At 65.3% G+C, this 12,715-nt stretch carries 10 protein-coding genes; 2 read left to right on the forward strand and 8 right to left on the reverse strand.

Annotated elements, in window-relative coordinates:
- Positions 1-44 precede the first annotated feature (44 nt).
- Complete coding sequence (locus SFU54_RS11155; RefSeq protein WP_319016345.1) at positions 45-1,103, forward strand: VanZ family protein; 1,059 nt, start codon at positions 45-47, stop codon at positions 1,101-1,103.
- Positions 1,104-1,109: 6 nt separating this feature from the next.
- Here the strand turns inward: SFU54_RS11155 and argG are convergent, their stop codons facing one another.
- Positions 1,110-2,552: an argininosuccinate synthase gene (gene argG, locus SFU54_RS11160; protein ID WP_319016346.1), complete on the reverse strand. Its 1,443-nt coding sequence runs from the start codon at positions 2,550-2,552 to the stop codon at positions 1,110-1,112.
- 55 nt (positions 2,553-2,607) lie between these two features.
- Here argG and SFU54_RS11165 point away from each other — a divergent pair, with 55 nt between their 5' ends.
- Complete coding sequence (locus tag SFU54_RS11165; protein ID WP_319016347.1) at positions 2,608-3,216, forward strand: GNAT family N-acetyltransferase; 609 nt, start codon at positions 2,608-2,610, stop codon at positions 3,214-3,216.
- Here the strand turns inward: SFU54_RS11165 and SFU54_RS11170 are convergent.
- The 7 genes from SFU54_RS11170 to SFU54_RS11200 form a co-directional block, all read right to left on the reverse strand.
- Positions 3,213-5,258, reverse strand: coding sequence for an ATP-binding protein (locus tag SFU54_RS11170; protein WP_319016348.1), 2,046 nt, complete (start codon positions 5,256-5,258; stop codon positions 3,213-3,215). The genes SFU54_RS11165 and SFU54_RS11170 overlap by 4 nt on opposite strands.
- On the reverse strand, positions 5,255-5,821 hold the full coding sequence (locus SFU54_RS11175; protein WP_319016349.1) for a response regulator: 567 nt from the start codon (positions 5,819-5,821) through the stop codon (positions 5,255-5,257). The genes SFU54_RS11170 and SFU54_RS11175 overlap by 4 nt, the downstream gene beginning before the upstream one ends.
- Before the next feature lie 9 nt (positions 5,822-5,830).
- The gene (locus tag SFU54_RS11180) at positions 5,831-7,048 is read right to left on the reverse strand and encodes a glycosyltransferase (protein ID WP_319016350.1); all 1,218 of its coding nucleotides are present in this window, start codon (positions 7,046-7,048) and stop codon (positions 5,831-5,833) included.
- On the reverse strand, positions 7,041-7,826 hold the full coding sequence (locus tag SFU54_RS11185) for a glycosyltransferase family 2 protein (protein WP_319016351.1): 786 nt from the start codon (positions 7,824-7,826) through the stop codon (positions 7,041-7,043). Before SFU54_RS11185 ends, SFU54_RS11180 begins: the two co-directional genes overlap by 8 nt.
- Before the next feature lie 33 nt (positions 7,827-7,859).
- Positions 7,860-9,125 carry an oligosaccharide flippase family protein gene (locus SFU54_RS11190; protein ID WP_319016352.1) on the reverse strand — a complete coding sequence of 422 codons (1,266 nt, stop codon included), beginning with the start codon at positions 9,123-9,125 and terminating at the stop codon, positions 7,860-7,862.
- On the reverse strand, positions 9,122-10,288 hold the full coding sequence (locus SFU54_RS11195; RefSeq protein WP_319016353.1) for a polysaccharide pyruvyl transferase family protein: 1,167 nt from the start codon (positions 10,286-10,288) through the stop codon (positions 9,122-9,124). The genes SFU54_RS11190 and SFU54_RS11195 overlap by 4 nt, the downstream gene beginning before the upstream one ends.
- A partial coding sequence (locus SFU54_RS11200) for a hypothetical protein (protein ID WP_319016354.1) occupies positions 10,281-12,715 on the reverse strand: 2,435 nt, incomplete at its 5' end. The genes SFU54_RS11200 and SFU54_RS11195, both read right to left, overlap by 8 nt.

The following is a 12,715-nucleotide window of genomic DNA, read 5'->3' on the forward strand; positions in this document are numbered from 1 at the left end:
GGCTGGCGCGAGCAGCTCGACAACAAGCCTGCCGAGTAACCACGATGGATCGAATCACCCCCGGCATCATCGCCATCATCATCGGCGCGATTATCGCGATACTTCTCTTCGTCCCCTTCGTGGCCGCGAGCTATCGACTGCGGGGCGGCATGACGGTCGGGCGCACGATCGGCTGGGCGGCGTTGCTCGTGTCGTTTCTGGCGATCTGGACCTACACGATCCTCCCGGCGCCCGCGATTACCGACGACTATCGGTGCTCGACCCCTAACCTCGATCTGCTCACCGACATTCGCGACATTCTGCTGATCCAACAGTCAGGAACAAGCCTCATCGCCAACGCGTCGCTGCAGGTGGTCGTGCTCAACATCATTTTCTTCATGCCCTTGGGCTTTCTCGTCCGCTACCTCTTCGGCTGGGGAGTTGCGCGTGCCGCGCTGAGCGGGCTCGTCGTGTCACTCGCGGTCGAGACCACCCAGCTCACGGGAATCTGGGGGCTCTATCCCTGTTCGTACCGGCTCTTCTCAGTGACCGACCTCACCCACAACACGCTCGGCGCCGTCATTGGCTCGCTCATCGCCCTCGCCCTGCTGCGTCGCCGACAAGCTCTCGCACCCTCGGTCGCCGAGCCGCGACCCGTGACCGTGGGTCGTCGACTGCTCGGGATGCTCAGCGACGTGCTCGTCTTCAGCCTCGTGTCGCTCATCGCTGGCCTCTTGGTGTCACTGCTGCGCATTCTCGTCATCGCCCCCGGCTCGCCCACCGTGACCGACCCGCTCGAGACCGCGATGGGATTGGTAATCGGCCTCGTGGTGTATCTCGTGCCGGTTCTCGTGACGGGAACCACCATCGGCGAATCCGCGGTGCTGTTGCGAGCCACCGGCGGATGGCGACCCACCGTGCTCGCGCGCCTTGTGCGCGCCATGCTCGGGCTCGGCGGCGTCATCGTGCTGAGCGAGGTGATTCCCGTCGTCGGAGACGTGCTCTCTCTCGCGCTCGTGGTGGCGATCATTGCGACTCTTGTGGTCGACCGCGAGCGCCAGGGACTCGCCGCGCGCGCATCAGGGCAGCGCGTCATCGACGCGCGCGAATCTGTTGACCGCTAGAGGCTGTTAGTCGGTGCCCGAGTCGAACGACGATGCTTCGTTCGCCGCGTCGACGGCTTCGGCCAAAGCCTCACGCTCGGCGGTCAAAGGCACCGCGTGCTCGACGACCTCGTCGCTCTCTCCCGCCGTGATGCTGCCGACCAGCTGCGCCGTCGCCCCGCCGATGATGCCTTGCGCGGCGTACTGCTCGAGCCGCGCGCGCGAGTCGGCGATGTCGAGGTTGCGCATCGTGAGCTGTCCGATGCGGTCGGTGGGGCCGAACGCCGCGTCGCCCACGCGCTCCATCGAGAGCTTTTCGGGCGAATACGAGAGGCCAGGGCCACTCGTGTCGAGAATCGTGTAGTCGTCGCCGCGACGAAGGCGCAGCGTGACCGTGCCGGTCACGGCCGACCCCACCCACTTTTGAATGCTCTCGCGCAGCATGAGCGACTGCGGGTCGAGCCACCGGCCTTCGTACATGAGGCGGCCAAGGCGCCGGCCTTCGGCGTGGTAGTTCGCAATCGTGTCTTCGTTGTGCACGCCATTGAGAAGGCGTTCGTACGCGATGTGCAGCAGCGCCATTCCGGGAGCCTCGTAAATGCCGCGGCTTTTCGCCTCGATGATGCGGTTTTCGATCTGGTCGCTCATGCCCAGGCCGTGGCGGCCGCCAATGCGATTCGCTTCGAGCACCAGCTGCACAGCATCCGCGAATTCGACGCCGTTGAGGGCGGTCGGGCGACCCTCGACGAACGTGACGGTCACGTCTTCCGTGGCGATTTCAACGGCGGAATCCCAGAAGCGCACGCCCATGATCGGCTCGACGGTCTCGAGCGACACATCGAGGTGTTCGAGGGTCTTGGCCTCGTGCGTGGCGCCCCAGATGTTGGCGTCGGTCGAATAGGCCTTCTCGGCCGAGTCGCGGTAGGGGAAGCCGTGGGCGACGAGCCACTCGCTCATCTCTTGGCGACCACCCAACTCGGTGACGAAGTCGGCATCGAGCCAGGGCTTGTAGATGCGCAAGCGCGGGTTCGCGAGCAATCCGTAGCGGTAGAACCGCTCGATGTCGTTGCCCTTGTAGGTGCTGCCGTCGCCCCAGATTTCGACGCCATCGTCTTTCATCGCCCGCACGAGCATCGTGCCCGTGACGGCGCGACCGAGCGGCGTGGTGTTGAAGTAGGTCTTGCCAGCGCTGCGAATGTGGAACGCACCGCAGGCGAGGGCGACGAGGCCCTCTTCGACGAGCGCTGCCTTCGCATCGACGAGCCTGCTGATCTCGGCGCCATACTCTTTCGCGCGACCGGGCACGGCCTCGACATCGGGCTCATCGGGCTGACCGAGGTCGCCCGTGTAGGTGCACGGAATCGCGCCCTTGTCGCGCATCCACGCCACAGCCACAGAGGTGTCGAGCCCTCCAGAGAAAGCGATGCCGACGCGTTCGCCGACGGGCAGAGAGGTCAGAACTTTAGACACGACTCCAGCCTATCGGCGGCACAGCGTCACCCCCGCGCCCGCTAGCGTGGCACGCATGGTCCAGTCGGGCATCCGCATCGTTGCTGCCAATGAGGCGAGCTGGGATGACCTGCAGGCGATTCTCACGGGCACGGCCGCACGCTGCCAGTGCACGCGCCAACGCCTGGGCGATCGCGAGTGGTACGCCCTGCCCGTCGAACAGCGCTCGGCCGTGTTGCGCGAGGCCGTCGGCTGTGACGATCACGGCCTCGACCGAGACCCCGCGCGCACGGCGGGCATCGTCGCGTACGTCGATGATGAACCGGCCGCGTGGGCGGCAGTGGATGCCCGCGCCGCCTTCCGCCGCCTCGCCGGCTCCCCCGTTCCCTGGGCCGGGCGCCGCGAGGCCAAAGACGATCCAACGGTGTGGGCCGTGGCGTGCCTCGTGGTGCGCCGCGGATTCCGCGGCCGCGGCCTCACTTACGCTCTCGTTGCGGCGGCGGTCGAGCACGCGCGCGAGCGCGGTGCTCTCGCGATCGAGGGCTACCCGATGCTCACGGGTGGCAGCGAGATCACGTGGGACGAGTTGAGCGTCGGACCGGTGGGGCCATTTCTGGCCGCGGGCTTTACCGAGGTCAGCCATCCGTCGAAGCGTCGGCTCGTGATGCGGCTCGACCTCGATTAGAGGTTCGTCGTGTCAGCGTCGGTCGTCGCGACCGGAAATGTCACCGTGAACTCAGATCCCTCGCCCAGCTCACTCGTCACCGTCAACGTGCCCCCGAGAAGCTCGGCCAACCGACGGCTCAGCGCCAAGCCCAGACCGGTTCCTTCGTAGCGGCGCGACAGCGATGAGTCGGCCTGCTCGAACGGCTGGAAGATGCGATCGACATCGGCGGGGTTCACGCCCACTCCCGTGTCCCAGACGGTCACGGCAACGGCATCGTCGGCCCGCGCTGCACGCACTCCGATGCGTCCGCCCGAGGCCGTGAACTTGACCGCGTTCGAGAGCAAATTGAGCAGCACCTGGCGTGCGCGCAAGACGTCGACGTAAATCGGCGGCAGGTCGGTCGCGACATCGACGGCGACCGAGAGGCCTTTACCGATCGCCAGTTCGCCCGCGAGCCCCAACGCACTGTGCACGAGCTCGGCGACGTCGGTGACCGCAAACGTGGGTTCGATCTTGTTGGCTTCCGCTTTCGCCTGATCAAGAATCGTTGTGATCACCTCAAGCAAGTGGCGGCCGCTCGATTCGATCTGCGCGACATATTCGTGTTGCTTGGGCAAGAGCGGCCCGTGAACTTCACGCCGCAAGACAGCCGACAGCCCGATGACCGCATTGAGCGGCGTGCGCAGTTCGTGGCTCATTCCCGCAAGCAATTCGTCTTTCGCGCGCGCCGTTCTCTGTGCGGCATCGCGGGCCGCACGCAGGGCCTGCTCGATTTCTTTGCGTGCGCCGATATCGCGGGCGATGAGCGTGGTCACCCCCGAGTGGTCGTATTCGCCCTGCACAAACGTCACCTCGATGGGGCGCTCGCTTCCGTCGGCGCGAAGCAGCGTGAGCTCGACACTGACACCGCGCACCAGGGCCCGCGTCGCCTGCTCTACGGTGTCGCGCAAGAGCTCGCGCGGAATAAACCGACGAAGTCGCTCGCCGACAACCTCGCTCGGTTCGAGCCCGACCAATTGTGCTGCGGCGCGGTTCGCCAGCACGATGGTTCCCACGTCGCGAAACGTCACGATGGCATCAGCGGCTTGTTCAACAATCGAACGGTGCAGTTCTTCTTGGCGCTGGTTGCGTTCAAACGCTTCGGCGCGTTCCCGTTCGACCGTCGCCGCTTCGATCAGGCTGCCGACGGTCGCCGCGAGCGGGGCAAGAAAGTGCACGAGTTCGTCGTCGAAACCGCCGGGGCGATTCGCAAGAGCGAGCATCCCAATCACCGATCCGCCCTTGCGAATCGGCAGACCAAAGAACGTGTCGAGCGGCGGATGGCCGTTCGGTCGCCCGGCCGCGCGCGGGTCGTTCGACACGGAATTGGCGACGACCGGAGCATCACCCGTGACGACGCGACCAAAGAGGGTGTCGAGATTGTGAAACTCCATACCGCGCGGGCCGTACTGCTGAAACATTGCGCGCGTCGCATCGTTCCACGAGATGTCGGACATCGCCCAGGTGCGCAAGAACGGGCCGTTATCGTCGTGCAAGAGCTGCGCAATGAAGCCATATTCGCTCCCGGTGGAGCGCAAGAGCTCGTCAAGGAGACCATCAAACAGGTCACCCACGTCGACGCCCGACATGTATTGCTCTTGCATGCGGGTCAAAGAGTCGAGCAAGGTGTTTGAGCGCTGAAGGCGACTGTCAACCGCGTGCAGTGAACTGACGTCTTCCATGACGCCTTCGAAGTATTCGACCGACCCATCGTCACCGTGAACGGCGTGTGATGTGACGCGAACCCACCTCAGTTCGCCATCGAGTCGGCGAATTTGGAGGTCTTCGACGGGAATCTCGAGGCCCTCGTCGGCTCGCTGAACGAGCCAATCACGACGCGCAGGGTCGGCGTAAATGTCACGAACATTAAGCTCAGCGAGCTCGTCGAACGAGCCGGCGCCGACGAGGTCGACGAGTGCACGGTTACCCGCAACCCATTGACCGTCAGAGGTCGTGCGATACACGGCAGCCGGCAGCCCGGCGACGAGCTCGCCAAGAACGTTCGACTGCTGAGTGCTCACCGCGACGGCACCGCGTCAAGCGATTCGGCCATGACGGCTGCGAGTGAGTCGAGCTCGAGCGGTTTGCCAATCACCGCGGTGCCCAGAGCCGCGGCGCGTGCCAGAACGTCGGGGCTTTGGGATGCGGTCACGAAGACCACCCTCAAGTGATCAAGCCCGTCAACCGACGGCAGGCGGCGAGCCACCTCAAGCCCATCGATGCCCGGCATCATGATGTCGAGAAACAACAGGCTGGGCTTGAGAGCCCCGCACTTGACCAGACCTTCCCAGCCGTCGAGCGCTGATTCAACCGAGATAGCGGCATCAAGCCCAGCGGCCGCGGCGCGAACGAGTTCGGCGGTCACGGGATCGTCATCAATGACCAGCACGACGAGCTCGTGCACGATGTCGAGCTCGGCAGCGAGTTCTTCAAGCGTGCGGCGGTGGCGCGGCGTGGGCTCACTGCGCCCGCGCTCCCACGCGTTGATCGTCGGATACGAAACGCCGAGACGTCGAGCCAAGCCCTCTTGCGTGTCGCCATTGGCAGCTCTAATGCGCGAAACCAGCTCAGGGGATGAAAGCATGGGCCTATTCTACAAAACTTTATGAAGTGTGTGCACGTCGTGGCGGGAATCGACGGGCCTGAATAACGCAAGAGGAGATCCGCACACGATCGTCGCCACGTGCATGAGGTACCAATCGGCAACGTGCTCGAGCGAGAGCCCCACCGACGCAGCGTGGTTGCCCGCGGCGATGCGCTGCCGCTCAGCCGGGTCGTTGAGCAAGCGCTCGATTGCCCGCGACAGGTCAACTGCGTCATCGGGTTCAAAGAACGCACCGGTGAAGCCTTCGTCGATGATGAGGTCTTCGAGGTCGCCGAGTCGGGGAAGGATGGGAGGGCATCCAAACGCGCCCGCTTGGTGCAGAACGCCCGAACTACCGGTGGTGGCGGTGTACGGGAACACCGTCACCGTCGCTCCACGAAACGTGGGCTCGACGGCCTCTTCGGGTACATACCCCGTGAAGTGCACGTCGTCGCCACCGTACTGTGCCTCCACGCCCGCCAGATAGCCAGGCGTGTTGGGGCTGTCAGTACCCGCAATGACGAGCGAGAGGCCCGGTCGATCGAGAAGCCGCACGGCCTCAATGAGCGTTTCGACCTTCTTGTACGTACCGAACTTGCCGAAGGTCATGACCACCTCGGCGGCGTCTGACGTCATGACTGGCGCAGGCGGAGCATCGAATGCGCCATGCGGCGTCAGCGCCACATTGTCGGCGCCGTATTTGCTGCGCAAGATTTCGACATATCGCGGCATGGTGGTGGTGACAAGGGTTGAGCGCAACACCAGCCAGGTCAGGCTGGTGCCGATCGCTCGCAACAGCACTTCAACAGGCCGCGAGGCGCGGAAGCCCGCCGCGGCGAGGTCGACCGTCTCGACAATGTTGTGCATCAAGGTGATGACGGGCACACCGACCAGTCGAAGCGCCAGCGGAGTGAGTAGCCCGAGTGCCGCCGAGGCACGTGAAGCGCCAAAGCTGCCGAAGTGCGCGTTGATGATGACGATGTCGGCGCCTGCCGCACGGGCGGCGCGGGCCAGGCGCACGGGAGTGGTCAGGGCGTTAAACCGCCATGCACGGCGCACCTCCACACCGTCAATCGTTGGATAGTCGATCGCACGGTCTTCAACAAGTGCGACAACACGGATGCCCGGCTTTCGGCCGAGAGCGGTCAACAGATGAAGCCCATATTCCGACAGGGTCGTGCTGCTCGGGCTGAGTGCTGTGACAACAGCGATCGTGATCTCACGCATGGCGGTATACCCCCTGAATGGAATTGAGTCGGATGCGCGCGATCGAGAGAACGAACCGCACCGCCTCGCGAGCCGGTTGAACTTTCGACCCGGGGGCGTCGAACCACCGCACGGGCACTTCAGCGATCTCGTACCCGAATCGCTCGGCGAGGTGCAGCATTTCGAGATCGAACGAGAACCCATCAACCGTCTGCGCCGAGCTAATGCGGTGAGCGGCCTCGGCGGTAAACAGCTTGAATCCGCACTGCGTGTCAGCCACGCCGATGCCGAGGCCAACGCGCACGATGCAGCGAAGACCCGCAGACAGCGTGCGCCGCAACAACGAGCGGTTGATGACATCGGCGCCGTCGGCCGCGCGCGAGCCGATCGCGACGTCAGCACCCGCTTCGAGTCGCGCGATGAGCCCGGCGAGCTCATCGGCCGGCGTCGCGTTGTCGGCATCGGAGAACAACACCATGCGACCGCGCGCGGCGGCAAAGCCGCGCTTCACGGCGGCGCCCTTTCCCGCGTTGGCCGGCGCTTCGACGACACGCACGTTGGCGTGGTCGAGCAAGTCGATGAGCGCACGCGTGGCGTCACGCGAGCCATCGTCCGAGACGATGAGCTCCCACGTCAGGCCCGAGAGGGCTAGGTGGGCGGCGAAAGCGCCGATCGTGGGAACGATGCGTGCTTGCTCGTTGTAGGCAGGAATAACGATGCTGAGATCGATGGGGCCGGTCTGCGGGGTGTCGCGCCAGGCCGCGTAGGCTGCGTAAGCCGATTCGGGGTGAGAGTTCATGATGTCCTTCGGGTCACTAAACCTTATAACGCTTTATAGTGTCATGTCAAGAATGCGTACTCGACGCGCACGCACCCAGCGCACGGTCACGAGAGTCGCGAGCCCGATCACGATCGCTGCCGTGCCCGCCACTTGGCCCCACACGAGAGCCTCGGGCGTGCGCGCCCAGAGGGCGAGAGCCACGGTCTGCACGACGGCACCGATCGCGAGAACCACCGGGCCCGCACGGTAACCGCGGGCGAGGTCGGCAGCGGCGAACAGGTTGGCAAGGGCGAAGAACGAGGTCGCCACGAGGTAGGGCACGAGAAGAGACCCGGCGGCCGCATAGTCGTCACCGAACACGACGCTCATGAGACCGTCGCGGGCGAGAAGAGCAACCCCCACCCCGACTCCCCCAACACCGGCGATGATCGCCACTGCCGTCGCGAATGCTCGCCGGCGTTGCGATGGCGTGCTCGATACCGACGCGATGACGGGAAACACCACGTGCACAACCGACCACGACACAAAGAACACCGATCGCCCGAGCACGGCGGCGGCCGCATACACACCCGCAGTGGGGGCATCGAGCACCGCTTTGGCGATGAACAGATCGGCATTGTTCAGCAGAGTCTGACCGACAAGCAACACGATCGCGGCCACAACAGCGTCGCGCACCACCGACCATGCCACACCCTGGGGCCGTGGCGATCGATCACCGCCGCGTGCGCGAGCGATTGCCGCCGAGGCCACGAACGAGAGCAGAATGCCGACGGATGCCCCAATCACGCCAAGCCCGGCGACGACGAGCACGAGCACGACGATGACGCGCACGGAGGCTTCCACCCCATAGCTGAGTGCGAGCCGCGCGAACCGCAGCTGACCTTGCAGCGCCCCGCGGTGCACGGCCTGGACGAAGTAGATCGGCAATCCGAGCGAGACGATCACGAGCATCCACGGGCTCGACACGCTCAGGGCGTCAGCGATGAGCCACGCTCCGCCGCCGAGCACGAGCACGGCAACCGCGCCCGCGGCGAGGGCTGCGCGCACGAGCGTGCGGCGTACGGCTTCGAGTGAGGCGGGGTCAGCGGCAACCGACTTTGAGGCGACGAGTTGCAGGGTGGCCGCGATGACCGCTGCCGCGAGCACGAGCGTGATCGCGAGCGATGCGTCGCCGAACTCTGCCGGGTCGAGCAATCGTGCGAGCACGAAGTTGAGGCCATAGTTGGCCGCACTGACGGCGAGCATCGTCGTCGAGAGCAGCGCCGTGCCCGTGAGAACGGTGCGGGCGCCGAGGCGTCGAGGGGTAGGGCTCGTCATGCGCGCACTCCCGCGAGCCACGCGCGCGCCTGGTCGAATCCCGCGCGGGCGCGCACGGTCAACAGGTCGGTGTTGCGAGCGAGTGCGGCGCGAGCGCCCCGCTGGTCGTCGGCAACCCGCGCAATCGAGTGGTGCACGTCGGCGGCCGTGAACGGCGCACTCAAGTCAATGCTCACGTCGTCGAGCCCGAGCACGCTCGCGACCTGTCGCACCTTGACGTCATAGGCGAGCGGCACCACCGGCACGCCGAGCTTGGCGCTCGTGATGATGGCGTGCAGGCGCTCGGCCACGATGAGATCGCACTGCTCGATGATGCGGGCCACTTCGGTGATCGCATCCGGTCGGTGTTCGACAAACGGCACCGGGGCAATGCGTTCGGCGAAGTCGCGCAACACCGTCGCATCGTCGTGGGTCTTGCCGCGTGATTGCATCGGCAGACCGTGAATCTCGATCGGCCGCTCAGCGGCGAGGTCACGCACCGCCTGCGCGAGGGTCGCGACGACGTGCTCCCAGTTCTCGGGCGTGTCGATGTCGTGGTTCAAGCTCAAGCCGATGCGTAGCGTGCCACTGTCGGCCGCCGGGCGCGGGGCTCCCCCGCGCAACCACTCGGGCTCGACCGAGAACACGGCGTCGGTCGAGCTCACGACCGGGCGCCGCACGCCAATGCGTTCACACAGCGCGGCCGAGCCGGCATCACGCACGGTGACGAGCGTGACCTGGTTCATGATGCGGCCGGCAAGCCAGCGACCGAACCGCGTGCGAATAGGGCCGACCCCGATGTTGAGCATCGCCATGGGCGCGCGGCCGATGACGCGCGTCGCGGTCACCACGGCCAGAATCATGAGCAGGGTCGCGTAGCGGTTGCGGCCGGTCGCCGCCGACAGCTCTTTCAGGATGCTCCCGCCGGCAAACACCACCGCATCAGCGCGCCGCAGGTGCCGCAGCAGCGCGAGTCGGTCGCCGGCCGTGTTGATGAGCTCAACCTGGTAGTCCGGATCAATCCGAGCTGCCGTGTCGGCCGCGTCGTACGTGTTGACGACGTACTCGTGTTGCGTGCCGAGCTGGCGCAAGACCGTGGCGAGCAGCAGCTCGTCGCCAATGTTGTATTGCCCGTGCGTGCCGAGCATGACGACGCGCGTCGGGGTGTGGGTGGTGTTAGTCATGAGAAGCTCCTCGTTCGGGTTCAGAGGCGGGCACGGAGGTCGCATCGTCGATGCGAATGCGAGTGCGCGAGCGCACGGTCAGGGTGGCGGCGAGCAAGAGCAGCGCTCCGAGCAGCAGCACGAGCCAGTCGGCGCCGAGGCCGCCCGTTTCGTCGGGCTCGAGTTGGTCGACGCCCGCAGCTGCCAGGTTGAGCAGCTCTTCTTGCGTCAGATCGGCGTGCGCTTCGTTGGCAGCGGGGTCGACGTAGCCTTCGCTATCGGGGCCGAAGACGTCGTAGACGGTTCCGCACTCAAGCTGCGACACGTCGGTGATGATGGTCGACGAACCCACTTCGGTGAGCGCGTCATACTCGGCCTCGGGCACGAGCACGACACCTTCGACGAGCAAGGGATTGCCATCGAGCTTGTCGAAGCGCAGACTGTGCCCGCCCGCCGTCATGTCGATGACGCCGAGATCGTGATACTCGTTGCGCGAGTTGACGGCGACGAGGCCCGAGTCGAGTTGGTCTTCGAGTTCGGCGACCGACAGGTCGGCCACGGGCTCGGGCACGCGGTCAGCGGTGTAGACGGTGTCTTGCGTGTAGAAGTCCACGGCTCCGGCCGTCGGCTGCAGTTCGACCGAACGCAGCAGGTCGAGCGTGGGCGAGGTGACGGTCAGCGCGTTGCCCGTTGCTGCGCCGCGCAGCAGCACGTGGTAGCGACCGTCGTCAGGCACCTTCACTTGAATGGTCAGGCGCGTTGCTCGCGGCACCGCGACGAACGAGCCGTTGAGCGTGCCGAAGACGCCCGGCGTGATCATCTCGGTGCGGTTCCACTTGGTCGTCGAGAACATCAAGAAGGCGCGGAACATCGGCGAGAGGTAATAGCTCGAGGCCACGATGTCGCTGTCGAACGGAAACATCTTGGGCGATGGCGTGAAGAACGAGTCGCGGTGTTGCAGAGTCCACAGGTCGAGGGCCGTCTCGGGTGAGTCACCCGCATAGACGAGAGCCGGCTCGGCTCCTGCGGCACCCTCGATGGTTTCGGGCTCGGCGAACGGCAGGTATTCGAGGTCGTAGCAGCGCGTGAGCTCGAGGCGATTCCACACGAGGGCGAGGTAGTCGCTCCAGCTCGAGTCAATGAGCAACGTGGGTCGGTCATCCGGAGCCCGATCGACGAGCTCATAGAGCACGTAACTGTCGTTCTCGAAACGTTGCTCGACGAAGCCCATGGCCTCTTGGCGCTCCATCGCGGGGCCAATAAACGTCTCGACGTCGGGCAGATACTCGGCGCCAACGCCACGGTTGTCGCGCAGCTTCTTGTTGACGACCATGTAGCGCAAGTCGATGTCGCGCGCCACGTTGATCCACCAGTCTTGCTGGTAATAGAGCCCGCGCAGCAGCAAGAAGAACTCGAACTTGTTGTAGCTGTCGCCCGTGAGCCCGTAGTAGTAGCTCGGCAGGTCGAGGTAGTAGATGAAGAACTTGTCGATGAACTTGTGGTCGACGCCGTTCTCGTCGGTGACGAGCTTGGCCGTTTCGGTCGGCGGCAACACGACGGTCTTGCCCTCGTCGAGCTCGAGCAGTGCGGCCTTGAGCTCGTCGAGGTCGCCCACCGGGTAAGGCGCGAGAAACGTGCCGAAGTTGCCCGAAAAGAAGACCTGCCGATAGTTCTCGTTCGAGAGCAGCGGCGCGAAGAACACCGTGCCCACCGTCACCACAGCAGCGGCGCGCAACACGATGGCGTCACGGTGGCGACGGCGCGCGGCCGCAGCCAACTCGCGGCTCGAGCGGGCGCTCGCGCTGTCGATGGCCGCCGCTGCCGCGTCGGCCGCGTCGCGGCGGCGCATCCACCGCTTCAGCAGAGCGTCGATCATCCACGCCAGGGCGAGCGACATGACGAGCGGGGCGAGCACGAAGAGCAGCAACTGGAAGCGGTGCGGAAACCGCAGCACCTGCACGATCGTCGACGAGATGTCGAGCGCGAGCGTGCCCACGGGGCCGTCTTTCGCGGCGAGAGTGCGCGTGACGGCCGCGAGCGTGCGGTGAAAGCTCGGAAACCACTGCGGTTCGGCGTAGCCGATGGTCGCCCACACCGCGAACGTCGAGACGACGGCGAGCACACCGAACAGCTGGCGATGGGCACGCGTGACGAGCAGCGAGCGACGGATGCGCGGAATCACGAACGGCACGATGAAGAGCACCGTGTAGGCGAGGTTGCTGACGCGCGGAACCTTCGAGAGGTAGTCGCCGTAGAGAATCTTGTCCATGATGCCGGCGAGATCCCAGCTCAGCACGTGCAGCCACGAGACCGAGGCATCGCGAATGAAGTAGAAGTCGCCGGGCACGGTCTCCGACAGGTTCTCGACACCGCGCAAGGCGACAAACTGCACGAAGAGCACGTAGGGAATGAGCGTCACAAACACAAAGACGCCGACGGCCACGACGC

It is taken from the genome of Microcella sp. (genome assembly GCF_033763155.1).
GTDB lineage: Bacteria > Actinomycetota > Actinomycetes > Actinomycetales > Microbacteriaceae > Microcella.

Excerpts from the sequence above, each read along its gene's own strand:
- SFU54_RS11155 (WP_319016345.1), top strand. The coding sequence starts at position 45 with ATGGATCGAATCACCCCCGGCATCATCGCCATCATCATCGGCGCGATT.
- SFU54_RS11165 (WP_319016347.1), top strand. The coding sequence starts at position 2,608 with ATGGTCCAGTCGGGCATCCGCATCGTTGCTGCCAATGAGGCGAGCTGG.
- SFU54_RS11175 (WP_319016349.1), bottom strand. The coding sequence starts at position 5,821 with ATGCTTTCATCCCCTGAGCTGGTTTCGCGCATTAGAGCTGCCAATGGC.
- SFU54_RS11180 (WP_319016350.1), bottom strand. The coding sequence starts at position 7,048 with ATGCGTGAGATCACGATCGCTGTTGTCACAGCACTCAGCCCGAGCAGC.
- SFU54_RS11185 (WP_319016351.1), bottom strand. The coding sequence starts at position 7,826 with ATGAACTCTCACCCCGAATCGGCTTACGCAGCCTACGCGGCCTGGCGC.
- SFU54_RS11190 (WP_319016352.1), bottom strand. The coding sequence starts at position 9,125 with ATGACGAGCCCTACCCCTCGACGCCTCGGCGCCCGCACCGTTCTCACG.
- SFU54_RS11195 (WP_319016353.1), bottom strand. The coding sequence starts at position 10,288 with ATGACTAACACCACCCACACCCCGACGCGCGTCGTCATGCTCGGCACG.